The sequence below is a fragment of the Pseudomonas sp. PI1 genome (assembly GCF_000812405.1).
Taxonomy (GTDB): Bacteria; Pseudomonadota; Gammaproteobacteria; order Pseudomonadales; family Pseudomonadaceae; genus Pseudomonas; species Pseudomonas citronellolis.
Map to the genome: position 1 here is coordinate 157,099 of NZ_JWMC01000098.1, position 23,590 is coordinate 180,688.

A 23,590-nucleotide genomic window follows, 5' to 3' on the forward strand; every position below is an offset into this window, starting at 1 on the left:
AGAACACCCGAGCACACCGAACGGTCCCCTCTCCCTTCAGGGCGGGGCGCGCAGCCGAGGGTTAGGGAGAGGGCGCTCTCATGCCCGGCACCGGCATGCCCGGGAAACTCTGTTCGCGAGCAAGCTCGCTCCTACAAAAGCAACTGCCGCACCTCAACCAACGATCGCCTCGAACCCCTGGCGGATCTGCTCCTCCGGCAGGTTGTCGCCGATGAACACGATCACGCTCTCGCGCGCGTCATCGCCCCAGGGCGTGTCCCAGTCGAAGCCGTACAGCCGCAGCACGCCCTGGAACACCAGGCGGCGTTCCTCGCCCTGTATGTTCAGCACGCCCTTGTAGCGCAGCAGCGAGTTGCCGTGCCATTGCAGCAGGTCGTCCATGAACTCGCTCAGGCGCTCGATGTTCAGCGGCTTGTCGCTGCGCAGCACCAGGGTGCGGATGCGGTCGTCGCTGGCCGCCACCGGGCGCAGCGGCTGCAGCGGGCGCAGGCCGAGGTCGGCGTTGAGGTTGAAGCCGCGCACGTCGAGCAGGCGTTCCAGCTCGATGCGGCCGTGGTCCACCGGGTGCAGCTCGGCGCGGCGGTTGATGCGCTGCAGGCGTTCGGCCAGGGCCTGGTACTGCTCGGCGCTGACCAGGTCGCGCTTGCTCACCAGGATGCGGTCGCCGAAGCCGACCTGGGCCTGGGCGATGGCTTCCTGCAGGTGGCGGTCGGCGTTGGCGGCGTCCACCAGGGTGATGATGCCGTCGAGCAGGTAGCGCTCGCGCAGCGTCTCGTCGACGAAGAAGGTCTGCGCCACCGGCGCCGGGTCGGCCAGGCCCGTGCATTCGATCACCAGGCGGTCGAAGGCGATCTCGCCGCTGTCGCGCTGCTCCAGCAGCAGGTACAGCGAACGCTCCAGGTCGTTGTTGATGGTGCAGCAGACGCAGCCGTTGGACAGCGTCATGACCTGCGCCGGGGCATCGCCCAGCAGCTGGCCGTCGATGGGGGCGTCGCTGAATTCGTTCTCGATCACCGCGATCTTCAGGCCGTGCTCGGCCTGCAGGATGTGGCGCAACAGGGTGGTCTTGCCGGCGCCGAGGAAGCCGGTGAGCACGGTCACCGGAATCTGCGCGGGCACTACGGAATCACTCATGGGAACCATCCGGGCAGGAAAATGAAAACGGGCCGCTCGCTGGCGGCCCGTCCGTTTATACACCCATCCGCGGCTTCAGCAGCAACGGATCGGTCGCCCCTTGCCGCCGCCGTAGCGTGCCTCCTGGCGTTCGCGGAAGAACTCCTTGTAGCTCATCACCGGCTTGTCCGGGTGCTTGTTGCGCATGTGCTCGACATAGGTGTCGTAGTCGGGCATGCCCACCAGCATCCTGGCGGCCTGCCCGAGGTACTTGCCCATGCGGCTGAGGTCATTGAACACGTGTCACCTCCTGCCTCAGGCCTCGGGAATGGGCTGGAACGGCGCTTCCTTGTCGGTGCGCTCCTTCTTGGTCCAGGCCTTGGCGCCGACCTTGATGGAGTACACCAGCACGCTGAACACCACCAGCAGGAACAGCACGGTGAGGCCGGCGTTGATGTAGGCGTTGAGCATCACCGTCTTGACCTGGGCGAGGTCCTTGGCCGGGGCCAGGACCTGGCCGGCGTCCAGCGCGGCGCCGTACTTCTGCGCCAGGGCGACGAAGCCCACCGCCGGGTTGCCGTCGAAGATCTTGATCAGGCCCGCGGCGCTGGTGCAGATCAGCAGCCAGGCCGCCGGCAGCGCGGTGACCCACACGTACTGCTGGCGCTTCATCTTGATCAGCACCACGGTGGCGAGCATCAGGGCGATGCCGGCGAGCATCTGGTTGGAGATGCCGAACAGCGGCCATAGGGTGTTGATGCCGCCCAGCGGGTCGACCACGCCCTGGTACAGCAGCCAGCCCCACAGCGCCACGCAGCCGCCGGTGCCGACGATGTTGGCGCCCCAGGAGTCGGTCTTCTTCAGCGACGGGACGAAGTTGCCCAGCAGGTCCTGCAGCATGAAGCGCCCGGCGCGGGTGCCGGCGTCCACCGCGGTGAGGATGAACAGCGCCTCGAAGAGGATCGCGAAGTGGTACCAGAAGGCCATGGTGTTCTCGCCCGGCAGCACCTGGTGGAGGATGTGGGCGATGCCCACGGCCAGGGTCGGGGCGCCGCCGGCGCGGGCCAGGATGGTGGTCTCGCCGATGTCCTTGGCAGTCTGGGTGAGTATTTCCGGGGTGATGGCGAAGCCCCAGCCGCTGACAGTCGCGGCCACCGCGGCGACGTCAGTGCCGACCACCGCCGGCGGGCTGTTCATGGCGAAGTAGATGCCCGGCTCGATCACCGAGGCGGCGACCATGGCCATGATCGCCACGAAGGACTCCATCAGCATTCCGCCGTAGCCGATGTAGCGGGCGTCGGGCTCGCGGTTGAGCAGCTTGGGCGTGGTGCCCGAGGAGATCAGCGCGTGGAAGCCGGACACGGCGCCACAGGCGATGGTGATGAACAGGAAGGGGAACAGGCTGCCCTTCCACACCGGGCCGGTGCCGTCGGTGAACTGCGTCAGGGCCGGCATCTTCAGCTCCGGCATGACGATCAGGATGCCGATGGCCAGGGCGACGATGGTGCCGATCTTCAGGAAGGTCGACAGATAGTCGCGCGGGGCCAGCAGCAGCCACACCGGCAGCACCGAGGCGATGGCGCCGTAGCCGATCAGCATCCAGACGATCTGCACGCCGTGGAAGGTGAACACCGGCGCCCATTCGGGGCTGGCCGCGACCTGCCCGCCGAGCCAGATGGAGCCCAGCAGCAGGGCCACGCCGACCACCGAGATCTCGCCGATGCGGCCCGGGCGGATGTAGCGCATGTACACGCCCATGAGGATTGCGATCGGGATGGTGGCCATCACCGTGAACATGCCCCAGGGGCTTTCCGCCAGGGCTTTCACCACGATCAGGGCGAGCACCGCGAGGATGATGATCATGATCAGGAACGCGCCGAACAGGGCGATGGTCCCCGCCACCTGCCCCATTTCCTCGCGCACCAGTTCACCCAGCGAGCGCCCGTTGCGGCGGCTGGAGATGAACAGGATCATGAAGTCCTGCACCGCGCCGGCCAGGACCACCCCGGCGATCAGCCAGAGGGTGCCGGGCAGGTAACCCATCTGCGCGGCGAGCACCGGGCCCACCAGCGGGCCGGCGCCGGCGATGGCGGCGAAGTGGTGACCGAAGAGGATGTGCTTGTTGGTCGGGACGTAGTCCAGGCCGTCGTTGTTGAGCACCGCGGGGGTGGCTCGGTTGGGGTCCAGTTGCATCACCTTCTCGGCGATGAACAGGCTGTAGTAGCGGTAGGCGACCAGGTAGATGGCGACCGCCGCTACCACGATCCACAGGGCATTGATGGCTTCGCCGCGGCGAAGCGCCACGACTCCTAAGGCACATGCTCCGACTATCGCCACGATCGCCCAGGCGAGGTGACGTAGCAGGCTGTTGTTATTGTTCATGGCGATGCTTCCGACTGTTGAAGGGCGAGAATTCGCAGGAAAAATTCTAGTCCTTTCCGGCGAGTCATTCATACGACCTTAGTCTAGAGCCGTTGCAACGATATTGCCGCCTGAAAAGGGGCGGTCTGGTGTCGCGGCCCGCGCCGCGCAAACCGCTCTGCGTCGAGGGTTTGCGCGCGGGCCGGCGCGGGCTGGGAAGCTCAGGCGGGTTGCTTGGCGTAACGCGCCAGAACTCCGAGGATAAGCCCCTTTCCCGGAATCTTGTTGTCCATGCTCCGCTCCGCCCTGGTTTGATGGGGAACCGCCCTAGCAGCTTTGGCGACGCCCGGACGGCTGTCAAACCGCCGGCCGGCGATGCGACGGGCGACAGGGGCTTGGCTATAGTGAGGCGAACGCAAATCGGCCGGAGAGCCCACCCATGAGTGACGATCACGCTGAACGACGGCGCTTCAGCCGCATCGCCTTCGACGCCAGCACCGAGGTCGCCCAGGACGGCCAGCGCTGGAAGGCCGAATTGCAAGACCTGTCGCTGCAGGGCCTGCTGGTGACCCGCCCGCCGGGCTGGAACGGCGACCCGGGCAAGCCCTTCGAGGTGCGCATCTACCTGGGCTTCGACGCCAACATCTACATGGAGGCGGACCTGGCCTGGGAACGCGAGGGCCTGCTGGGCTTCATCTGCCGGCACATCGACCTGGACTCCATCAGCCACCTGCGCCGCCTGGTGGAACTCAACCTGGGCGACGCGAGCCTGCTGGAGCGCGAGCTGACGGCGCTGGGGGAACAGGCGTAGGGCGTACAACCGTTCGCGGTTGTACGCCGTTTGACCCAGGGTATGGCCCGCGCCCAGGTCAGCCTCGGGGCTGCCGGGAATCACGGTTAACCGGCGGATAACGTCGAACGTTATCCGCCCTGCGCCGCCCCACCCACGCCATTCCCCTGTAGGAGCGCGCCCTGCGCGCGAAATCGCGGGCAGGGCCCGCTCCTACAGTTTGCGGTAAGGCACGGAGTTTCCCCGTAGGAGCGGACCTTGTCCGCGATAGCCGGAACCACCGGCGCGATTCGCGTATGAGATCTCCTACGCCGCCCCACCTGCGCCATTCCCCTGTAGGAGCGCGCCCTGCTCGCGAATCGCGGGCAGGGCCCGCTCCTACAAGGTTGCCGGGGAGCACGGCATTCCTCCCCCGTAGGAGCGGACCTTGTCCGCGATAGCCGGAACTATCGGCGCGATTCGCGGATGAGATCCGCTCCTACGCTGCCCCACCCGCGCCATTCCATGTAGGAGCGCGCCCTGCGCGCGAATCGCGGGCAGGGCCCGCTCCTACCGTATGGGCGGGCACGGTGCGCGCTATTCGAACAACGCATCCAGCGCCTGCTCCAGGCGCGTCACCGGGATCACCTGCAGCCCCGGCGGGGCCTCCTTGGGGGCGTTGCCCTGGGGCACGATGGCGCGCTTGAAGCCGTGCTTGGCGGCTTCCTTCAGGCGTTCCTGGCCGCTGGGCACCGGACGCACCTCGCCGGACAGGCCGACCTCGCCGAACACCAGCAACTGATGATCCAGCGGCCGGTTGCGCAGGCTGGACATCACCGCCGCCATCAGCGCCAGGTCCGACGCGGTTTCCAGCACCTTCACCCCGCCCACCACGTTGAGGAACACGTCCTGGTCGTAGGTGGGGATGCCGCCATGGCGGTGCAGCACCGCCAGCAGCATGGCCAGGCGGTTCTGGTCCAGGCCCAGGGTGACGCGCCGCGGGTTGGCCAGGTGACTGGTGTCGACCAGCGCCTGCACCTCCACCAGCATCGGCCGCGAGCCCTCCCAGGTGGCCATGACCACGCTGCCGGGCACCGACTCCTGGGCGCGGGTGAGGAAGATCGCCGAGGGGTTGGAGACCTCCTTCAGGCCGCGGTCGGTCATGGCGAACACGCCCAGTTCGTTGACCGCGCCGAAGCGGTTCTTCACCGCCCGCAGCAGGCGCAGGCGGCCGTCGGACTCGCCCTCGAAATACAGCACGGTGTCGACCATGTGCTCCAGCACCCGCGGGCCGGCCAGGGCGCCTTCCTTGGTGACGTGGCCGACCAGGAAGATCGCCGTGCCGCTCTGCTTGGCGAAGCGCACCAGCAACGCGGCGCTCTCGCGCACCTGGGCGACGCCGCCGGGGGCCGATTGCAGCTGCTCGGTGAAGATGGTCTGGATGGAGTCGATCACCATCACCTTGGGCTGCTCGTGGCGAGCAGTGGCGATGATGCTCTCGATGCAGGTCTCGGTCATGACCTTGAGCTTGTCTTCCGGCAGGCCCAGGCGCCGCGCGCGCATGGCCACCTGCTGCTGCGACTCTTCGCCGGTGACGTAGAGCGCCGGCATGCGGTTGGCGATGCTGCACAGGGTCTGCAGGAGGATGGTCGACTTGCCGATGCCGGGGTCGCCGCCGATGAGCACCACGGAGCCGTCCACCAGGCCGCCGCCGAGGACGCGGTCGAGTTCGTTGGAGGCGGTGCTGAAGCGCGGCATCTCCTCGACGCTGACTTCCGCCAGGGTCTTGATGTTGGCCTGCTGCCCGGCCCAGCCGCCGCGTCCGGAACTGCCGGAGCCGCCGGTGGGCGTGGTGTCGACGACGGTCTCCACCAGGGTGTTCCAGGCGCCGCAGTCGGCGCACTGGCCGGCCCATTTGGGGAAGGTGGCGCCGCACTCGGTGCAGCCGTACATGCGCTTGGCCTTGGCCATGGGCGGACTCCGTCGAAGACAAAGCCCGCATCATAGCGGTTCGCGCCTGGCGCTTCAGCCCGCTGCGACAGTGGCCGACGGATACGGCCGAAGGATCAGCCCGCCAGCAGGCGGTACTGGCTCTCCATGTCGTAGCGCAGGCCTTCGCGGCGCATGATCAGCGCGGCCAGGGTGCCGTCCGGACGCTCGATGCCCTCCTCCACCCGGCTGATGCGCTGGTCCAGCAATTCGTACTGCAGTTTCAGACGTACCAGACGCTCCTGGGCCCGGTGCGGGTCGAACGAGGTCTTGGCCTGCTTGCGGAGGGTCTTGCCGAGGGGACGCTGCTCTTTACGCATGGCTGATCACCAGCAGTAGAAAAAGTTGTCCGAAGACTACGCCCGACCTCGGCGAGCTCCCTTGATATCGATCAAGCTCAGCTTGAACGCTGCAGCAGCTCGGCGATCTCGTCCTTCAGGGCGACGCGCTGCAGCTTGAGGTTGTTCAGGGCCAGGTCATCCAGCGGCTCGCGGCCGTCCTCGATGTCGTAGATGCGCCGGTCCAGCTCCTCGTAGGTGCCGGCCAGGCGGGTGAAATGGCTGTTCTCGCCGATAAGCTTGGCGATCTTGGCGCGCTGATCGGGAAACTCACGGGCCAGGGGATGGTGCTCCAGCGGCATGGCGGTCCTCCTTACTGCGTGGGTGGATGATTCCCTTCAGCCTAGACCACCACCGAATTTCGCCCAGCGCCGCCGGTCATGCCGGAACTTTTGCGCTGGCGGCTGTCCATGCCGGCTCGGGGGAGTGTTCAACACCGGCGCGGCCGCTAAACTCCCCCCTGTCCCCTCTATCCCTACAAGGAGTCTGTGCATGAGTCTGCTTAGCGAGTTCAAGGCCTTTGCCGTCAAAGGCAACGTGGTCGACATGGCCGTCGGTATCATCATCGGCGCCGCCTTCGGCAAGATCGTCTCGTCCTTCGTCGGCGACGTGATCATGCCGCCGATCGGCCTGCTGATCGGCGGGGTCGACTTCTCCGACCTGGCCATCACCCTCAAGGCCGCCCAGGGCGACGTCCCGGCGGTGGTGCTGGCCTACGGCAAGTTCATCCAGACCTGCCTGGACTTCCTGATCGTCGCCTTCGCCATCTTCATGGGCGTGAAGGCCATCAACCGGCTCAAGCGCGAAGAGGCCGCCGCCCCCGAGGCACCGCCGGCGCCGACGCCCCAGGAAGTGCTGCTGACCGAGATCCGCGACCTGCTGAAGAACCAGCAGAACCGCAGCTGAACCGGCCCCGCGCGCCGTCAGGCGGCGCGCGGCGGCTGCAGCAGCAGGCGCTCGACGCGCCGTTCCTTCACCTCCAGCACCCGCAGGCGCCAGCCGCGGTGCTCCAGTTCGTCACCGGCCGCTGGCAGGCGGTCCAGCAGGTGCAACGCCAGGCCGCCCAGGGTGCGGCAATCCTCCGGCGCCTGGCCGCGGAAGCCGATGCGCTCGGCCAGCAGCGCCAGGGTGGTGGCGCCGCGCACGCGCCAGCCATCGCCGCCCTTCTCGATGTCCGGGCCGGTCATCTCGCTGGCGTCCGGCAGTTCGCCGGCGATCGCCTGGAGGATGTCGGTCAGCGTCAGCAGGCCCTCGAAGCCGCCGAATTCGTTGACCACGAAGGCCACGTGGGTCGAGGCCTGGCGCATCTGCTCCAGGGCGCCGAGCACGCTGCAGCTGTCCGGCAGGTTCAGCGGCGCCCGCAGCAGCGGCTCGATGTCCGGCTGGCGGCCGGCGAGGATGGCCTTGAGCAGTTCCTTCTTGTGCACGTAGCCCAGCGGCTCGTCGACCTGGCCGGCACGGATCACCAGCAGGCGCGAGTAGGGCGAATCCAGCAGCACCTGGCGGGTCTGCCCGGCGTCGGCATCCAGGTCGATGCGGTGCACCTCGGTGCGTTCGGTCATCACCGAGCGGATGGAGCGCTCGGCCAGCTCCAGCACGCCGCTGATGAGCACCCGCTCGCGGCGGTCGAAGGGCGCGTCGGCCGGCTCCTCGCCCAGCATGTCGGCGATTTCCTCGCCCACCTCATCGGCCTCCACCTTGCCGCCCAGCAGGCGCAGCACCGCGTAGCGCGTGCGCTCGCGCGGGCCGCGGCTGCCCTGCAGGCTGCGCCGGCGGCGCCAGCGCACCGCCTGGTTGGCCAGCTCGATGAGGATCGAGAAGCCGATGGCGGCGTACAGGTAGCCCTTCGGGATGTGGAAGCCCAGGCCTTCGGCGGTGAGGCTGAAGCCGATCATCATGAGGAAGCCCAGGCACAGCATGATCACCGTGGGGTGGGCGTTGACGAAGGCGGTCAGCGGCTTGCTGGCGACCATCATCAGGGCCATGGAGAAGACCACCGCGATCATCATCACTTCCAGTTGCTCGACCATGCCCACGGCGGTGATCACCGCGTCCAGGGAGAACACCGCGTCGAGCACCACGATCTGCGCCACCACCGGCCAGAACGCGGCGTAGACGCGCGGGCCGCCAGCCTTGTGCACGCGGCCTTCCAGGCGCTCGTGCAGTTCCAGGGTGGCCTTGAACAGCAGGAACAGGCCACCGAACAGCATGATCAGGTCACGCCCGGAGAAGGCCTTGCCGAACACCTCGAACAGCGGTTCGGTGAGGGTCACCAGCCAGGAGATGCTGGCCAGCAGGCCCAGGCGCATCAGCAGCGCCAGCGACAGGCCGATCAGCCGGGCGCGGTCGCGCAGCTGCGGCGGCAGCTTGTCGGCGAGGATGGCGATGAACACCAGGTTGTCGATGCCCAGCACCAGCTCCAGCAGGATCAGGGTGAGCAGGCCGAGCCAGGCCGTAGGGTCCAGGAGCCACTCCATGGTCAGCTCCGGGGCGCGCGCTGGGGCGCGGCGAGGGTGTGGGGGAAGGTATTACCGAGGGGGTCGTCGGCCGCCGGGGGCGGCTCGCTCGTGTGGCAGTCCATGGGGTTCCAGGGGCTATGGATGGACGGCCATCCTAAGGGCAAAGACGCCCGCGGCTTAAGCGGGCAATCTTTTCCAAATCTTGCCTACCAGTAGTTCTCCACGGCGATCTGCCCGGGCTTGCGCGTCAGCGCCAGGTTCATGCCGCGGGTCTTCAGCACCGCGCGGGTGTCCTCGATCATCTGCGGGTTGCCGCAGAGCATCACCCGCGAATGCTCGGGGGACAGCTCAAGGCCGGCGGCGCGCTCCAGCTCGCCGTTCTCGATCAGCGTGGTGATGCGCGCGCCCAGGCAGCCGGGCACCTGCTCGCGGGTCACCACCGGGATGAACTGCAGCTTGTGCGCGTGCTCGGCCAGGTAGTCGCGCCCGGCCAGGCCGGCGATCAGCTCGCGGTAGGCCAGCTCCTTTTCCTCGCGGGCGCTGTACACCAGCTTGATGGTCTCGAAGCGCTCCCACACCTCGAAGTCCTGGAGGATCGACAGGAAGGGCGCAAGCCCGGTACCGGTGGCCAGCAGCCAGAGGTCGCGGCCGTCGGGGAAGCGGTCGAGGGTGAGGAAGCCGAAGGCCTGGCGGTCGACCAGCAACCGGTCGCCCTCGCGCAGGCGGCTCAGCTCGCTGGTGAACTCCCCGCCCGGCACCACGATGGAGAAGAACTCCAGGTGCTCGTCGTGGGGCGCCGAGACCATCGAATAGGCGCGCCAGACGATGCTGCCGCTGGGCTTGTACACGCCCAGGCGGGCGAACTGCCCGGCGCGGAAGCGAAAGCCCGCGTCGCGCGTGGTGCGCAGGGTGAACAGGCTGGGGGTCAGCGTCTGCACGTCGAGCAGCGTCTGACGGGTGAACTTCTCTTCGCTGGCGGTCATACTCCGCTCCCGATCCAATCTCTGCCTACAGTTTCTCCCATCGCAAGAGCGAGAAACACCGTCAGATATCAGGGCCTTTGCCGCAAACCGCGGCCGGCCTGACCTGGCGCAACGAAAAAGCGATGCCCATGCCGACCTTCCACACGCCCTTCGCCGAACTCGACCTGATCCGCCAGCCGGAGCAACGCAACGACCCGCTGCAGGCCTTCGATGCCGCCGACGAATCCCTGCTGCGCCAGGTGGCCGCCGACGGCCTGACCGGGGATTGCCGGGTGCTGGTGCTCAACGACGCCTTCGGCGCCCTGGCCGCGGGCCTGGCCGGGCACGCGCAGGTGACCAGCAGCGGCGACTCCTTCCTCGCCGCCCTGGGCCTGGGCAAGAACCTGGCGCGCAACGGCCTGGCGGAGGACGCGGTGGCCTTCGTCCCGGCCAGCGAAACCCCGGCGGGCCCCTTCGACCTGGTGCTGCTGCGGGTACCCAAGACCCTGGCCCTGCTGGAGGAACAGCTGATCCGCCTGCACGGCCGCCTGGCGCCGGGCGCGCGGGTGATCGCCGGGGCCATGGTCAAGCACCTGCCGCGCGCCGCCGGCGACCTGCTGGAAAAATACATCGGCCCGGTGCAGGCCTCGCTGGCCGAAAAGAAGGCCCGCCTGCTGTTCGCCACGCCTGTGGATAAAGCTCCGGTCGCCTCGCCCTACCCCAGCCGCTACACGCTGGACGAGCCGAAGCTGGAACTGCTCAACCATGCCAACGTGTTCTGCCGCGAAGGCCTGGACATCGGCACCCGCGCCTTCCTCCCACACCTGCCGCGCGGCCTGGGCCGGGCGCGGGTGGCGGACCTGGGCTGCGGCAACGGCGTGCTCGCCATCGCCAGCGCCCTGGCCAACCCGGAGGCCCACTACAGCCTGGTGGACGAGTCCTTCATGGCCGTGCAGTCGGCCCGGGAGAACTGGCGCGCCGCCCTGGGCGAACGCGAGGCGGAATTCCGCGCCGCCGACGGCCTGGCCGGGCAGCCGGCGGACTCGCTGGACGTGGTGCTGTGCAACCCGCCCTTCCACCAGCAGCAGGTGGTCGGCGACTTCCTCGCCTGGCGCATGTTCCAGCAGGCCCGCCACGCGCTGGTCAGCGGCGGCCAGCTGTGGATAGTCGGCAACCGCCACCTGGGCTACCACGCCAAGCTCAAGCGCCTGTTCCGCGGCGTCGAGCAGGTGGCGGCGAACCCGAAGTTCGTGGTGCTCAAGGCGAGCAAGTAGGACCGACGGTCATTGCCTTCCGCAGGGCGGCGGCGCAGGATACACACACAGCTGTACACACATATCTGTGGAGGCCCTTGCCATGTCTTCGCCCACACTCCCCAGCCGCGTCTTCATGAACGGCAACAGCCAGGCGGTGCGCATTCCCCAGGAGTTCCGCCTGGACGCCAGCCGCGTGGAAATCCGCCGCCAGGCCAATGGCGACCTGGTCATCCACCCGCTGCCCGAAGACCGCGGCGAGGCGTTGCTGCAGGCGCTGTCCGGCTTCGACGACGAGTTCATCGAAGCACTGGAAGAAGGGCAGCGCGAACAGCCGCCGATGCAGGAGCGGGAAGAGCTGTGAAATACCTGCTCGACACCAACATCCTCATCTACCTGCTGAAGAACCGCCCGGAATCCGTGGCCCGACGGGTCAACGCCCTGCCCGCCGACGCCGGCCTGTGCATGTCCTTCTTCACCTACGCCGAGCTGCTCAAGTGCGCCGAACGCAGCACCCGGCGCAGCGAGGTTCTGCGCCAGCTGGAGCGCCTGACGCGCCAGGTGCCGGTGGTCTACGACGGCACTCCGCGCCTGTGCGAGCACTACGCGACGCAGTTCACCCGCCTAAAGCTGGCCGGCACGCCGATCGGCGCCAACGACCTGTGGATCGCCTGCCACGCCCTGGCGCTGGAGGCGACCCTGGTGACGCACAACACCCGCGAGTTCGAACGCATCGACGGGCTACGCCTGGAAGACTGGGCGGCCGAGTAGGGCATCGCGGACGGAGTCCGCTGCTACGCGGCCCCAACCGCGCCGCATCCCTGTAGGAGCGCGCCCTGCGCGCGAATCGCGGGCAGGGCCCGCTCCTACAAGTTACCGGGAGGCACGGTATTCCTCCCCCGTAGGAGCGGACCTTGTCCGCGATAGCCGGAGGTATCGGCGCGGATCGCGGATGAGATCTCCTACGCTGCCCCAGCCGCGCCACGCCCCTGTAGGAGCGCGCCCTGCGCGCGAATCGCGGGCAGGGCCCGCTACAAGTTGCCGGGGAGCACGGTATGCCTCCCCCGTAGGAGCGGACCTTGTCCGCGATAGCCGGACGTATCGGCGCGGTTCGCGGATGAGATCCGCTCCTACGCCGCCCCAGCCGCGCCACGCCCCTGTAGGAGCGCGCCCTGCGCGCGAATCGCGGGCAGGGCCCGCTCCTACAAGTTACCGGGAGGCACGGTATGCCTCCCCCGTAGGAGCGGACCTTGTCCGCGATAGCCGGAGGTATCGGCGCGGATCGCGGATGAGATCCGCTACGCTGCCCCAGCTGCGCCATTCCCCTGTAGGAGCGCGCCCTGCGCGCGATTCGCGGGCAGGGCCCGCTCCTACAAGTTGCCGGGGAGCACGGTATGCCTCCCCCGTAGGAGCGGGTCTTGTCCCTCCACCCCCGACAGGTTCCTACCCTAACGCCATACAAGCGGACCTTGTCCGCGATAGCCGGACGTATCGGCGCGGTTCGCGGATGAGATCCGCTCCTACGCGGCCCCACCCGCGCCATTCCCTTGTAGGAGCGAGCCGGGTGTTAGGGACGCGGGGGTATCTACGTCGCGCAGGACGCCGGGGTCGTTCACGTCGATGGGTTGCCAGGCTTCGCGGTGGGCTTGCAGCACCGTGCGGGCGCCTTCGTCGCCTTGCAGGGCGCGGAGTTCTGGCCAGAAGGCTCGGCCGAAGAGGACCGGGTGGCCACGTTGGCCTTGGTGCAGGGGGAAGACGATACGCTGTTCGCTGGCGTGCGACGCCAGCAGGCGCAGGGTTTGCGGGGCTATCCAGGGCATGTCGGCGAGCAGGATCGCCACGCTGGTGGCCGGGTTGTCGGCCAGCGCGGCGACGCCGGCGGCGAGGCTGTGGCCCAGGCCGGATTCCGCCTCCGCGCAGCGCACGATGGAGATATCCACAGGCACGCCGAGCGCTAGCGGATCATCCTCCGGGCGCAGCACCACGCAGACCTCGTCGAACGCCTCGCAGGCATTGGCCAGGCTAGCCGCCAGCAAACCACGGCCATCGGCCAGGCGCGCCTGGCGCTTGTCGGCGCCGAAGCGCCGGGCGAAGCCGGCCGCCAGCAGCAGCGCGACGGTCGTCACAGGCTTTCGCGCCCGATGCCGCTGCGGGTGCGGAGGATGTCGGCGAGCACCGCCAGGGCGATTTCCGCCGGGGTCTTGCTGCCCAGGTTGAGGCCGATGGGCGCGTGGATGCGCGCCAGCTCCGCCTCGCCCAGGCCGCCGACGCGCTCCAGGCGCTCCAGGCGCCTGGCCGAGGTGGTGCGCGAGCCCATCACGCCGATGTAGAAGGCTTCGGTGCGCACCGCTTCGAGCATCGCCAGGTCGTCGATCTTCGGATCGTGGGTCAGCGCCACCACCGCGGTATCGGCGTGGCAGCCGCCGTTGGCGATGAAGATCGACGGCAGTTCGCGGCGCACCTCGATGCCGTCCAGCTCCACGCCATCCAGCGCTTCCTCGCGCGGATCGCAGAGGATCACTTCAAAGCCCAGGCCCTTGCCGAACTCGGCGCAGGCATGGGCCACGCTGGAATAGCCGGCCAGCAGCAGGCGCTGGGCCGCGCCGACGCGCAGCTGCACCGAACCTGCGTCGCGCTCCACGCGCGGGCCCTGGCTGTGGTCGTCGTTCAGGCTGCGCGCGCCGCTGGCCAGGTCCACCCGGCGCAGCAGGCGACGCTGGCCGAGCAGCGCCGCTTCCAGTTCGCGCAGGTGCGCCTGGACTTCGCAGTCCGGCGCCAGGTTTTCCACCAGCACGTCGAGGATGCCGCCGCAGGGCAGGCGGATGTTGCTGCGCTCGTCGCCTTCGCCGTAGCGCACCACCTTCACCGGCTCGGCGAACTCCCCGGCGGCCACGCGCTCGAGGAAGTCATCCTCGACGCAGCCGCCGGACAGCGAGCCCACCCACTGCCCGCCCTGGTTCACCGCCAGCAGCGAGCCCGGCGCGCGCGGCGCCGAGCCGTAGGTGAAGAGCACGGTGCAGAGCCAGACACGCTGGCCCTCCCGGGACCAGCGCAGCGCCTGGCGGATCACTTGCAGATCGAGATGTTGCACTTCACATCGCCTTGCCGGCATGGACCGGCACACCATCGGACTTCAGTTGCGCAACCGCCTTGGCGTCGAGGTCGCCGGGCAGGCCGCCCCAGCTTTGACGCAGGTAGTTGAGCAGATCGGTGAGTTGCGCGTCATCCAGTTTATCCGCGAAGCCGGGCATCGGCTGCATGCGTTCGAAGCCGCCGAACTGCTGTTCGCCGATGCCGTCGACGATCACCCGCAGCAGGTTGCGCGAGTCGGCCAGGCGCAGGGTGGTGTTGCCCTGCATGGCCACGGCGATGTGCGGCTTGCCCTCGCCTTCGGTGCCATGGCAGCCGGCGCAGACGTTGAGGTACTGCTGGCGGCCGCGCTTGGCGCTGGCGGACAGTTGTGGATAAGCCACCGCCTGCACCACCTTGGCCGCCGGCGGCTGGTCGCCCAGCAGGTAGCTGGCCATGGCCTGCAGGTCGGCGCTGTCCAGGTGCTGGGTGCTGTGGTGCAGCACCGGGAACATCTCGTTGAACATGCTGCCCTGGGCGCTCATGCCGTGCTCCAGGAAGGCCGACAGATCGGCGTGATTCCAGCCGCGCGCGGCCAGGTCCTCGGGCAGCAGGCTGGGCGCCAGGTAGCCGTTGAGCAGGGCGCCGGACAGGCGCTTGTCCTGCTGCAGCGCGCCGATGGCGTTGCGCGGGGTGTGGCATTCGCCGCAGTGGCCGAGCACTTCCACCAGGTACTGGCCGCGCTGCCAGGGCTCGCTCCTGCCCTCGGCGCTCTGCAGCTGGACGCTCTTGCCGTACAGCAGGTTCCAGCCCGAGAGCCCCGCGCGCACGTTGAACGGGAAGCTCAGCGCGGTCTCGGGCGCGGCGCGGTGCACCGGCTCGACGGTCATCAGGTAGGCGTGGATGGCGTCGGAATCCTCGCGCCTGATCAGGTGGTACGAGGTGTAGGGCATCGCCGGGTAGAGGTTGGCGCCGTCCTTGCGCTTGCCCTCGGTGAGGGCGGCGAAGAAGTCGTCGGCGCTGTAGTTGCCGATGCCGTAGTCCTTGTCCGGGGTGATGTTGCTGCCGTAGATGGTGCCGAACGGCGAGGCGATCGGCAGGCCGCCGGCGAAGGGCGCGCCGCCCGCCGCGGTGTGGCAGGCCGTGCAGTCGGCGGCGCGGGCCAGGTATTCGCCGCGCTTGACCAGGTCGGCGTCGGCGGCCTGGGCGCCGGCGACCAGGCCCGCGCTCAGCAGCAGGCCGGTTAGCAATCGCGCCATGCTCAGCCCTCCTTGACCAGGCCGAGGTCGCTGAGGACCTCGGCGGTGGCGTTGTAGTAGCGCACGTAGCCGGTGCAGCGGCAGATGTGGTGGCCGAGGCTGGCCTCGATCACCGACTCCAACTCGCTCTTTTTCAGCGGCTGGCGCTGGGCCTTTTCCACCAGCACGGTGGCGGCGTTGACGAAGCCCGGCGCGCAGTAGCTGCACTGGAAGGCGAAGCGCTCGACGAACTTCTGCTGGATTGGGTTCAGCTCGCTCACCTGGCCCTGCGCGTCGCGCTTGGCGTGGCCTTCGATGGTGCGCACCTTCTTGCCGTCGAACCAGTTGGCGCCGGTGATGCAGGTGCGCACTTCCTCGCTGGTGCCGTCGGGGTTGTCGACGATCACCACGCAGGCGTGGCAGATGCCCTGGCCGCAGCCCAGGCGCGAGCCGGTGAGGTTCTGGTATTCGTGCAGGTAGTCGATCATCGGCAGGTCTTCGGGGACCTCGACCGGGCCGACGCCTTGACCGTTGATGGTCAGCTGGAGCTTAGCCATTGAGGGCCTCCTTGATGCGGGCGGGGGTGGCGGGCAGGTCGCGGACGCGCTTGCCGATGGCGTGGGCGATGGCGTTGCCCACGGCGCCGGCGATGGGGATCATCACCACTTCGGCAATGCCCTTGGACGGGTCGCTGGGCGACAGCGGCGGGAGGATCTCCGAGGTCTGCTGCCACACCGCCACGTCCTTGGCGCGCGGCAGGCGGTAGCGGTTGAAGTTCCAGTCGCCCTCGGCCGGGCCGCCCTCGTGCAGCGGCATTTCCTCCAGCAGCGCGTGGCCCAGGCCCATGGCGGTGCCGCCCTCGATCTGGCCCTTGACCAGCTCCGGCACCAGCACCCGGCCGCACTCCACCCAGGAGTGGTGGTTGAGCACCTGCACCTCGTGGCTGCCCTTGTTGACCTTCAGCTCCACCAGGGTGGCCACCGGGCTGTAGTAGGTGACCGCGGCGTTGTTCAGCTGCACCGGCGGGTAGTTCACGTTCCTGCGGTCCAGCAGGTGGAAGCCGGCGCTGGTCATCTGCGCCTTCTTCGCGGCCGGCGCGCCGTCGCCGTATTTCACCGCCAGGCCGTCCAGCGGCAGGCGCTCGCTGACGCCGTCGATGCTGAATTCGCACTCGGCCCAGCTCCAGCGGTTGAAGGCGTGCACCGTGGCGCCGGTGACCAGGCCGCGCTCGTGGGCGCGCCTGGCCAGCACGGCGAAGGGCAGCGGCTGCATGCCGTTGGCGGTGAGTTCGCCGTTCACCCAGTGGGCGTCCTCGCGGCGCACCACGTAGGGGTTGGCCTGGCCGCCGTAGGGGCCCTGGCGCCAGATTTCCAGGGCCGCCGGCCACAGCCCGTGGTTGAACAGCACGCGCGCCGCCTCGCGGGTGGCGTGGCTGAAGTAGTAGGCCGAGTTGGTGGCCGAGGACGCCGAGGCGTACTTGCCGACCCAGCGCGGATTGCGCAGCTTCTCGTCCTGGGTGGCCTGGCTCATGGTGTAGGGGTCTTCGCCGCTGAGCAGTTGCAGCTCCGGCCACTGCGTCTCGGCGGTCTTCACCTCGTCCGCCGGGCGGCCGAGGAAGTCGGCGGCGACCAGGGCCTGGGAGGTGGACATGCCGGTGCCGATCTCGATGCCGATGTGGCGCAGCTGGATGCGCCCCTCGGCGTCGAACTCCAGGCTGGCCATGGGCGCCTCGGAGCCGGTGCCGAAGTCCTTCTGGCAGATGGCGAAGCCGACGCCGTACCAGTTGTCCGGGTCCTGAGCGTCGAACTGCTGCTTGCGCTCGGCACGGTTCTTCCACACCTCGTGGGCGGCGGCCTTGTCGAGGATCTCGTGCAGACGCAGGGCGCCGGCGGGCACCGCGCCCTGGGTGTTCTTCATGCCCGAGACCAGCGCGTTGCGCCGGCGCAGTTCGATGGGGTCGACGCCCAGGCGCTCGGCGATCTCGTCCACCATCATCTCGGTGGAAGCCATGCTCTGCAGGGTGCCGTAACCGCGCATGGAGCCGGCCTCGACGCCGCGCGAATGGTAGGCGGTGGCCTGCAGGTCGCTCTGCGGCATGTAGTAGATGGACTGCGCGGCGGTGGCGCCCACGGCGGCCACCGAGGCGCTGTAGTTGGCGCGGCCGCCGCCGTCCAGGCTCATCTCGGCGCGGAAGATGCGGAAGCCCAGGTCCTTCTTGTCCACCGCCAGTTGGTAATGGATGTCGAAGGCGTGGCGCTTGATGCCGCTCTGGAACTGCTCGTAGCGGTCGTTGGCCAGGCGCACCGGCACGCCTTCGCCGTACAGCGCGGCGAGGGCCGCGTAGTAGACGAAGATGTTGTGGTCCTTGGAGCCGTAGCCGACGGTGTAGCCGGGGTGGATGTTCAGCGCGGCCAGGCCGAAGCGCGACGGCGCGATCATGTGCACCGTCTCGTAGGCGGCCTCGAACGGGCACTGGGTGGCGACCACGAAGTGCAGGGTCTTGCTGGCCGGGTCGTACCAGCCGTTGCCGTTGTCCGGCTCCAGCGCGGCGGGCTCGATGGACGGCGTCCTGTAGCGCTCGTCGAAGACCAGCCAGTCGGCCGGCGGGTTGTCCACCTGGTCCTTGATCTTCTGCGCGTAGAACAGGCCCTGCTCGGTGAGGTTGCCGTGCTGGCTGGGCTGCTGGTCCCACACCGGCTTGCGGTTGCGGATCATCGGGAACAGGATCGAGGCCTTGAGGCTGGAGAACTCGTCCTCGTCGGCCGAGGTCTTCCCGCCCACCCGCACGTAGCGGAAGCTGCCGTAGGGGTCGCCCTGGTACAGCGGCGCCTGGGCGCCGTAGCGGATAGCCTTGTCGTTGAACTTCAGCTTGAGCTTGGCCCGGCGGAAGCGCTCGAAGTCGTGCCAGATGAGGATGGCCACCGGGTGGCCGATGAACATCGGCACCTTGCCGGTGGGCAGCAGCGGGTCCGGCCCGTGGGCCTCGGGGAAGGCGATGCCGTCTTTGGCCAGGTCCTCGGCGGTGACGATGCGGTCCGGCTGCAGGTCATCGCCCAGCCAGGCGAGGTCGTAGCCGTCGTAGATACGGTCGGCCTTGAGCGTCTTCAGCAGCATGGCGTGGCCCTGCTGCTGCGGCCAGCCGGGCATGTCCCTGGCGCGGATGTCACGGGCGAACACCTTGTTGCCGCAGACCTTGGAAATGGCGTCGTTGCGCAAGCGCACCTTGCCGTCGTGGCCGAGCCACTGCTCGGCCGGCACCGTCACGCTCTTCTCCATCAAGGCAGCGAAAGCCCGGCTGCCCAGCGGCGCCAGGGTGACGCTCACGCCGGCGATCAGACCGCCCTGGAGGAAGGCGCGCCGGGAGATATCACGGTTGGACATGGATCATCCTCTGGGCGGTGCACTACCCGCCCATGTCGTTATGGAGTTCTGGAACCGGCGGAACCGAGGCGTGGAACGGCGCGACGACGGCGTTGCGGGCCGCGTCGTCCTACGGAAAATCCTGACCGATACGTCAACTTTACCCAAATCCTACGCCTCAGGCAAAAGTTAAGCAGGGCGGTCAGCGAACCGAATGCGCCGTGGCCGTCCACTCGTCTGAAGGAAAATGCCTACCGAATTTGTTACGGCGTGCTACGCTCACCGGCCTTTGCTTAGCTCCCTAACCAGTCGTCCGCGCACCATGTCCGCCGAAGCCACCTCGCTGCTCCGCCATCGCCCTTTCCTCGCCTTCTGGCTCGCCCGCGTGTGCACCGCCAGTGGTTTCCAGATGCTCACCGTGGCCATCGGCTGGCACATGTACGAGCTGACCCACAACGTGCTCGACCTCGGCCTGGTGGGCCTGGTGGAGTTCCTGCCGCGGGTGCTGTTCATGCTGCACACCGGGCACGTCGCCGACCGCTACGACCGGCGCAAGGTCGCCGCCCTGTGCCAGGTGGCCCAGGGCCTGGTGGCGCTGGCCCTGGTGCTGGGCGCCAGCACGGGCAGCGTGACCCGCGAGATGATCTTCGTGCTGGCCTTCCTGCTCGGCAGCGCCCGTTCCTTCGAGATGCCGACCACCCAGGCGCTGCTGCCGAACATCGTGCCCAGCGCCCTCTTCCCCCGCGCGGTGGCGGCCTCGGCCTCGGCCATGCAGGCGGCGACCATCGCCGCGCCGGCCCTGGGCGGCCTGCTCTACGCCTTCGGCGCCTTCTGGGTGTACGCGCCGACCACGCTGCTCTATTTCATGGCCTGCGCGCTGTCGCTGAGCCTGCAGGCGCGCCGGCAGAACAGCATCCAGGGCAAGGCCAGCCTGGCCTCGCTGATGGCCGGCATCCATTTCATCCGCAGCCGCCCGGACATCTTCGGCGCCATCTCCCTGGACCTGTTCGCCGTGCTGCTGGGCGGCGCCACCGCGCTGCTGCCGGTGTTCGCCAAGGACATCCTGCTCACCGGCCCCTGGGGCCTGGGCCTGCTGCGCTCGGCACCGGCGGTGGGCGCGCTGCTGATGTCGTTCTGGCTGGCGCGCTTCCCCATCGAGCGCAACGTCGGGCGCATCATGTTCCTGGCGGTGGGCATCTTCGGCCTGGCGACCATCGCCTTCGGCCTGTCCACCTCCTTCTGGCTGTCCCTGGGCGTGCTGGTGGTGCTGGGCGCGGCGGACATGATCAGCATGGTGATCCGCGGCGCCTTCGTGCAGCTGGAAACCCCGGACGAGATGCGCGGCCGCGTCAGCGCGGTGAACGGGCTGTTCATCGGCGCCAGCAACCAGCTCGGCGAGTTCGAGTCGGGGCTGACGGCGCACTGGTTCGGCACGGTGCCGGCGGTGGTTATTGGCGGCGTGGGGACGCTGGTTGTTACCGGGGCGTGGATGAGGCTGTTTCCGACGTTGGCGAAGAGGGACAAGCTGCACTGAAGCGCTCTTCGCTCTTCGTAGGAGCGAGCTTGCTCGCGAACAGCGTTTCCCTGTCGCTACAGCGCCTGAGGTTGACTCCGCTCCCTCTCCCTAACCCTCTCCCTGAAGGGAGAGGGGACCGTTGGGCAGAGTCGGGCGTTCTGGAGTTAGCCGGCAGGTATGGTGTTTCCGGCGGAAACCATATCGTTCTCGGCACGGACTAGCCCCCTCTCCCTTCAGGGAGAGGGCTGGGGAGAGGGCGCTCTGAAACCCGAGCTCCAGAATCGCCGGGGAACTCTGTTCGCGAGCAAGCTCGCTCCTACGAAAAGCCCAAAAGCCCCCCAATAAAAAAGCCCCCGCCAAAGCGAGGGCTACAGGCGCCCGAAGGCGCCCAAGTGGGAGTCTCAGTGCGGCGTTCCCAACCCCGCCGCATTCATCAGCAGGCGCATCAGCCAAGCCGCCACGCCCAGGGCGGCGACGCTGCCCGCCCAGATCAGCGCCAGCCAGCCCAGGCGCTTGTACAGCGGTGCTTTCACGGTTTGCGGTTTCATCGCCGAGCCCTCAGTGGTAGCCATCGCCGTGCTTCACCTTGCCGCGGAACACGTAGTAGCTCCAGGCGGTGTAGCCGAGGATGAAGGGGATGATGAACAGCGCGCCCACCAGCATGAAGCCCTGGCTCTGCGGCGGCGCCGAGGCAGCCTGGATGCTCACCCCCGGCGGGATGATGTTCGGCCACAGGCTGATGCCCAGGCCGCTGTAGCCGAGGAAGATCAGCACCAGGGTGAGCACGAAGGGCAGCGCGTTGTCGTTGCGCGCCACCGAGCGCAGCAGGGCGTAGAAGGTCAGCAGCACCAGCAGCGGCACCGGGGCGAACCAGAACAGGTTGGGCAGGCTGAACCAGCGCTGGGCGATCTCGGCGTGGGCCAGCGGCGTCCACAGGCTGACGATGCCGATCACCGCCAGCAGCACCAGCGCCAGCGGCCGCGCCAGGTCGTGCATGCGCTCCTGCAGCTTGCCTTCGGTCTTCATGATCAGCCAGGTGCAGCCCAGCAGGCTGTAGGCGACGATCAGGCCCAGGCCGCAGAACAGCGGGAAGGGCGCCAGCCAGGCCAGCGAGTCGCCGGCGTACTGCCCGTCGACCACCGGCAGGCCCTCGATGAAGGCGCCCAGCGCCACGCCCTGGAAGAAGGTCGCCGCCAGCGAGCCGCCGATGAAGGCCTTGTCCCAGATGTGCCGCTTGTGCGCCTTGGCCTTGAAGCGGAACTCGAAGGCCACGCCGCGGAAGATCAGCCCCACCAGCATCAGCACCAGCGGCAGGTACAGCGCCGAGAGCACCACCGAGTAGGCCATCGGGAAGGCGCCGAACAGCCCCGCGCCGCCCAGCACCAGCCAGGTCTCGTTGCCGTCCCACACCGGCGCCACCGTGTTCATCATCACGTCGCGGTCGCGCTCGTCCTTGAAGAACGGGTAGAGCATGCCGATGCCGAGGTCGAAGCCGTCCATCACCACGTACATCATCACGCCGAAGATGATGATCACCGCCCAGATCAGCGGAAGGTCGATACCCATGCTCAGTTCCTCCCCGCCGGGTGGTCGTCATCGTCGTCGAAGCCCTCGGCGGTGGCCGACAGCGGCCGCGCCGCGGTGCGCTGGCGACCGGCGCCGCCCTCGTTGTGCTCGCGGCCCTCGTCGGTGACCGGGCCCTTGCGCACCAGGCGCATCATGTAGCCGATGCCCACGCCGAACAGCGAGAAGTACACCAGCACGAACATCACCAGGGTCAGGCTCATCTGCAGGGTGCTGTGGTTGGACACGCCGTCGGCGGTGCGCATCAGCCCGTAGACCACCCAGGGCTGGCGGCCGACCTCGGTGGTGAACCAGCCGGCGAGCAGCGCCAGCAGCCCCGAGGGGCCCATCCACAGCACCAGGCGCAGGAAGGCGCGGTTGCGGTACAGCCCCTCGCGCCAGCGCAGCCACAGGCTCCAGACGCCGACCAGGATCATCAGCATGCCCAGGCCGGCCATGATGCGGAACGACCAGAAGACGATGGTGGAGTTGGGCCGGTCCTCGCGCGGGAAGTCCTTCAGCGCCGGGATCGGCTCGGTCAGGCTGTGGCGCAGGATCAGGCTGCCGAGCACCGGGATCTCGACCTTGAAGCGGGTTTCCTCGCGCTGCATGTCCGGCCAGCCGAACAGGATCAGCGGCGTCGGACCGCCCTCGCTATTGTCCCAGTGGCCCTCGATGGCGGCGATCTTCGCCGGCTGGTGCTCCAGGGTGTTCAGCCCGTGGGCGTCGCCGATCATGGCCTGGATGGGCGCTACCAGCAGCGCCATCCACATGGCCATGGAGAGCATCTTGCGGATCGCCGGGTTGTCGCGCCCGCGCAGCAGGTGCCAGGCCGCCGAGGCGCCGACGAAGAAGGCGGTGGCGAGGAAGGCGGCGATGGACATGTGCAGCAGGCGGTAGGGGAAGGACGGGTTGAAGATCACCGCGAACCAGTCCACCGGGATCACCCGCCCGTCGACGATCTCGAAGCCCTGCGGCGTCTGCATCCAGCTGTTGGAGGCGAGGATCCAGAAGGTCGACATCAGCGTGCCCAGGGCCACCATCACCGTGGCGAAGAAGTGCAGGCCCGGGCCGACGCGGTTCCAGCCGAACAGCATCACGCCGAGAAAGCCCGCCTCGAGGAAGAACGCGGTCAGCACCTCGTAGGTCAGCAAGGGCCCGGTGATGCTCCCGGCGTAGGCGGAGAAGTGGCTCCAGTTGGTGCCGAACTGGTAGGCCATCACCAGCCCGGAGACCACGCCCATGCCGAAGTTGACCGCGAATATCTTCGACCAGAAGTGATAGAGGTCGCGGTAGACCTCCTGGCCGCTCTTCAGCCACAGCCCCTCGAGCACGGCCAGGTAACTGGCCAGACCGATGGTGACGGCGGGGAAGATGATGTGGAAGGAGACGGTAAAGGCGAACTGCATACGCGCCAGTTCCAACGCCTCTAGACCCAACATGACGTTTCCTCTTCAGGGTGACGCCCGTCGTCGCACGCAGCGGGCAACTCGCCGGCCCACGGGAGCCGACAGTTTCAGTGGTGATCCTGGAATCGGATTCTTGTTCGGGCCGGCGGACCTGTGGTCGCGGCGGTACGCCAAGCAAAGACTAGCAGGGC

22 protein-coding genes are annotated in these 23,590 nt (G+C 68.3%); 6 read left to right on the forward strand and 16 right to left on the reverse strand.

Annotated elements, in window-relative coordinates:
* Positions 1 to 153 precede the first annotated feature (153 nt).
* The 3 genes from yjiA to RN02_RS28850 all read right to left on the reverse strand — a co-directional run bounded on the left by yjiA (position 154) and on the right by RN02_RS28850 (position 3,495).
* Entirely contained in the window at positions 154 to 1,134 is a 981-nt protein-coding gene (gene yjiA, locus RN02_RS28840; RefSeq protein ID WP_043318673.1) for a GTPase, read from the reverse strand.
* A 75-nt stretch (positions 1,135 to 1,209) separates the two neighbouring features.
* Positions 1,210 to 1,413 carry a YbdD/YjiX family protein gene (locus RN02_RS28845; protein ID WP_009613138.1) on the reverse strand — a complete coding sequence of 68 codons (204 nt, stop codon included), beginning with the start codon at positions 1,411 to 1,413 and terminating at the stop codon, positions 1,210 to 1,212.
* A gap of 15 nt (positions 1,414 to 1,428) precedes the next feature.
* Positions 1,429 to 3,495: a carbon starvation CstA family protein gene (locus tag RN02_RS28850; protein ID WP_009613139.1), complete on the reverse strand. Its 2,067-nt coding sequence runs from the start codon at positions 3,493 to 3,495 to the stop codon at positions 1,429 to 1,431.
* Positions 3,496 to 3,913: 418 nt separating this feature from the next.
* Between RN02_RS28850 and RN02_RS28855 the strand changes: the two genes are divergently transcribed.
* Positions 3,914 to 4,285 carry a PilZ domain-containing protein gene (locus RN02_RS28855; protein ID WP_009613140.1) on the forward strand — a complete coding sequence of 124 codons (372 nt, stop codon included), beginning with the start codon at positions 3,914 to 3,916 and terminating at the stop codon, positions 4,283 to 4,285.
* Positions 4,286 to 4,840: 555 nt separating this feature from the next.
* On the opposite strand, the gene radA is transcribed toward RN02_RS28855, so the two are convergent.
* The 3 genes from radA to RN02_RS28870 form a co-directional block, all read right to left on the reverse strand.
* Positions 4,841 to 6,214, reverse strand: a complete 1,374-nt coding sequence (gene radA / locus RN02_RS28860) for a DNA repair protein RadA (protein ID WP_009613141.1) — start codon at positions 6,212 to 6,214, stop codon at positions 4,841 to 4,843.
* A gap of 95 nt (positions 6,215 to 6,309) precedes the next feature.
* Positions 6,310 to 6,552, reverse strand: a complete 243-nt coding sequence (locus RN02_RS28865; protein ID WP_043268874.1) for a hypothetical protein — start codon at positions 6,550 to 6,552, stop codon at positions 6,310 to 6,312.
* A 77-nt stretch (positions 6,553 to 6,629) separates the two neighbouring features.
* Positions 6,630 to 6,872: a YdcH family protein gene (locus tag RN02_RS28870; RefSeq protein ID WP_009613144.1), complete on the reverse strand. Its 243-nt coding sequence runs from the start codon at positions 6,870 to 6,872 to the stop codon at positions 6,630 to 6,632.
* A gap of 190 nt (positions 6,873 to 7,062) precedes the next feature.
* Here RN02_RS28870 and mscL point away from each other — a divergent pair, with 190 nt between their 5' ends.
* Complete coding sequence (mscL, locus tag RN02_RS28875; protein WP_043318675.1) at positions 7,063 to 7,476, forward strand: large-conductance mechanosensitive channel protein MscL; 414 nt, start codon at positions 7,063 to 7,065, stop codon at positions 7,474 to 7,476.
* Between the two features lie 17 nt (positions 7,477 to 7,493).
* Here mscL and RN02_RS28880 read toward each other — a convergent pair whose 3' ends face one another.
* Positions 7,494 to 9,047, reverse strand: coding sequence for a TerC family protein (locus tag RN02_RS28880; RefSeq protein WP_043318677.1), 1,554 nt, complete (start codon positions 9,045 to 9,047; stop codon positions 7,494 to 7,496).
* A gap of 188 nt (positions 9,048 to 9,235) precedes the next feature.
* Positions 9,236 to 10,012, reverse strand: coding sequence for a ferredoxin--NADP reductase (locus RN02_RS28885; protein WP_043318679.1), 777 nt, complete (start codon positions 10,010 to 10,012; stop codon positions 9,236 to 9,238).
* Between the two features lie 128 nt (positions 10,013 to 10,140).
* Between RN02_RS28885 and RN02_RS28890 the strand changes: the two genes are divergently transcribed.
* The 3 genes from RN02_RS28890 to RN02_RS28900 all read left to right on the forward strand — a co-directional run bounded on the left by RN02_RS28890 (position 10,141) and on the right by RN02_RS28900 (position 12,015).
* On the forward strand, positions 10,141 to 11,265 hold the full coding sequence (locus RN02_RS28890; RefSeq protein WP_043318862.1) for a methyltransferase: 1,125 nt from the start codon (positions 10,141 to 10,143) through the stop codon (positions 11,263 to 11,265).
* Between the two features lie 82 nt (positions 11,266 to 11,347).
* Complete coding sequence (locus RN02_RS28895; protein WP_009613156.1) at positions 11,348 to 11,608, forward strand: antitoxin; 261 nt, start codon at positions 11,348 to 11,350, stop codon at positions 11,606 to 11,608.
* A complete protein-coding gene (locus RN02_RS28900) occupies positions 11,605 to 12,015 on the forward strand; it encodes a type II toxin-antitoxin system VapC family toxin (protein WP_043318686.1) in 411 nt (136 codons plus the stop codon). Before RN02_RS28895 ends, RN02_RS28900 begins: the two co-directional genes overlap by 4 nt.
* Before the next feature lie 749 nt (positions 12,016 to 12,764).
* Here the strand turns inward: RN02_RS28900 and RN02_RS28905 are convergent.
* From RN02_RS28905 to RN02_RS28925, 5 genes are read right to left on the reverse strand one after another with little or no spacing between them, the layout of a single operon-like run.
* Positions 12,765 to 13,370, reverse strand: coding sequence for a nucleotidyltransferase family protein (locus RN02_RS28905; protein WP_043318687.1), 606 nt, complete (start codon positions 13,368 to 13,370; stop codon positions 12,765 to 12,767).
* On the reverse strand, positions 13,367 to 14,335 hold the full coding sequence (locus RN02_RS28910; RefSeq protein WP_043318688.1) for an XdhC family protein: 969 nt from the start codon (positions 14,333 to 14,335) through the stop codon (positions 13,367 to 13,369). The genes RN02_RS28905 and RN02_RS28910 overlap by 4 nt, the downstream gene beginning before the upstream one ends.
* 1 nt (position 14,336) lies before the next feature.
* Positions 14,337 to 15,572, reverse strand: coding sequence for a c-type cytochrome (locus RN02_RS28915; protein ID WP_043318689.1), 1,236 nt, complete (start codon positions 15,570 to 15,572; stop codon positions 14,337 to 14,339).
* A gap of 2 nt (positions 15,573 to 15,574) precedes the next feature.
* Positions 15,575 to 16,108 carry a (2Fe-2S)-binding protein gene (locus RN02_RS28920; RefSeq protein ID WP_043318690.1) on the reverse strand — a complete coding sequence of 178 codons (534 nt, stop codon included), beginning with the start codon at positions 16,106 to 16,108 and terminating at the stop codon, positions 15,575 to 15,577.
* On the reverse strand, positions 16,101 to 18,932 hold the full coding sequence (locus RN02_RS28925; protein WP_043318691.1) for a xanthine dehydrogenase family protein molybdopterin-binding subunit: 2,832 nt from the start codon (positions 18,930 to 18,932) through the stop codon (positions 16,101 to 16,103). The genes RN02_RS28920 and RN02_RS28925 overlap by 8 nt, the downstream gene beginning before the upstream one ends.
* Before the next feature lie 301 nt (positions 18,933 to 19,233).
* Here RN02_RS28925 and RN02_RS28930 point away from each other — a divergent pair, with 301 nt between their 5' ends.
* A complete protein-coding gene (locus RN02_RS28930) occupies positions 19,234 to 20,445 on the forward strand; it encodes an MFS transporter (protein WP_043318692.1) in 1,212 nt (403 codons plus the stop codon).
* 383 nt (positions 20,446 to 20,828) lie between these two features.
* On the opposite strand, the gene RN02_RS28935 is transcribed toward RN02_RS28930, so the two are convergent.
* The 3 genes from RN02_RS28935 to RN02_RS28945 are packed head-to-tail and all read right to left on the reverse strand — an operon-like array spanning position 20,829 to position 23,432.
* Positions 20,829 to 20,975 (reverse strand): DUF2474 domain-containing protein, encoded by a 147-nt coding sequence (locus RN02_RS28935; RefSeq protein ID WP_043318693.1) that lies wholly within the window; start codon positions 20,973 to 20,975, stop codon positions 20,829 to 20,831.
* A 10-nt stretch (positions 20,976 to 20,985) separates the two neighbouring features.
* Positions 20,986 to 21,993, reverse strand: coding sequence for a cytochrome d ubiquinol oxidase subunit II (gene cydB / locus RN02_RS28940; protein WP_043318694.1), 1,008 nt, complete (start codon positions 21,991 to 21,993; stop codon positions 20,986 to 20,988).
* Positions 21,994 to 21,995: 2 nt separating this feature from the next.
* On the reverse strand, positions 21,996 to 23,432 hold the full coding sequence (locus RN02_RS28945) for a cytochrome ubiquinol oxidase subunit I (protein WP_043318695.1): 1,437 nt from the start codon (positions 23,430 to 23,432) through the stop codon (positions 21,996 to 21,998).
* Positions 23,433 to 23,590: the final 158 nt, after the last annotated feature.

Excerpts from the sequence above, each read along its gene's own strand:
- cydB (WP_043318694.1), bottom strand. The coding sequence starts at position 21,993 with ATGGGTATCGACCTTCCGCTGATCTGGGCGGTGATCATCATCTTCGGC.
- yjiA (WP_043318673.1), bottom strand. The coding sequence starts at position 1,134 with ATGAGTGATTCCGTAGTGCCCGCGCAGATTCCGGTGACCGTGCTCACC.
- RN02_RS28890 (WP_043318862.1), top strand. The coding sequence starts at position 10,141 with ATGCCGACCTTCCACACGCCCTTCGCCGAACTCGACCTGATCCGCCAG.
- radA (WP_009613141.1), bottom strand. The coding sequence starts at position 6,214 with ATGGCCAAGGCCAAGCGCATGTACGGCTGCACCGAGTGCGGCGCCACC.
- RN02_RS28935 (WP_043318693.1), bottom strand. The coding sequence starts at position 20,975 with ATGAAACCGCAAACCGTGAAAGCACCGCTGTACAAGCGCCTGGGCTGG.
- RN02_RS28915 (WP_043318689.1), bottom strand. The coding sequence starts at position 15,572 with ATGGCGCGATTGCTAACCGGCCTGCTGCTGAGCGCGGGCCTGGTCGCC.
- RN02_RS28895 (WP_009613156.1), top strand. The coding sequence starts at position 11,348 with ATGTCTTCGCCCACACTCCCCAGCCGCGTCTTCATGAACGGCAACAGC.
- mscL (WP_043318675.1), top strand. The coding sequence starts at position 7,063 with ATGAGTCTGCTTAGCGAGTTCAAGGCCTTTGCCGTCAAAGGCAACGTG.
- RN02_RS28930 (WP_043318692.1), top strand. The coding sequence starts at position 19,234 with ATGTCCGCCGAAGCCACCTCGCTGCTCCGCCATCGCCCTTTCCTCGCC.
- RN02_RS28885 (WP_043318679.1), bottom strand. The coding sequence starts at position 10,012 with ATGACCGCCAGCGAAGAGAAGTTCACCCGTCAGACGCTGCTCGACGTG.
- RN02_RS28865 (WP_043268874.1), bottom strand. The coding sequence starts at position 6,552 with ATGCGTAAAGAGCAGCGTCCCCTCGGCAAGACCCTCCGCAAGCAGGCC.
- RN02_RS28870 (WP_009613144.1), bottom strand. The coding sequence starts at position 6,872 with ATGCCGCTGGAGCACCATCCCCTGGCCCGTGAGTTTCCCGATCAGCGC.
- RN02_RS28850 (WP_009613139.1), bottom strand. The coding sequence starts at position 3,495 with ATGAACAATAACAACAGCCTGCTACGTCACCTCGCCTGGGCGATCGTG.
- RN02_RS28945 (WP_043318695.1), bottom strand. The coding sequence starts at position 23,432 with ATGTTGGGTCTAGAGGCGTTGGAACTGGCGCGTATGCAGTTCGCCTTT.
- RN02_RS28925 (WP_043318691.1), bottom strand. The coding sequence starts at position 18,932 with ATGTCCAACCGTGATATCTCCCGGCGCGCCTTCCTCCAGGGCGGTCTG.
- RN02_RS28880 (WP_043318677.1), bottom strand. The coding sequence starts at position 9,047 with ATGGAGTGGCTCCTGGACCCTACGGCCTGGCTCGGCCTGCTCACCCTG.
- RN02_RS28920 (WP_043318690.1), bottom strand. The coding sequence starts at position 16,108 with ATGGCTAAGCTCCAGCTGACCATCAACGGTCAAGGCGTCGGCCCGGTC.
- RN02_RS28855 (WP_009613140.1), top strand. The coding sequence starts at position 3,914 with ATGAGTGACGATCACGCTGAACGACGGCGCTTCAGCCGCATCGCCTTC.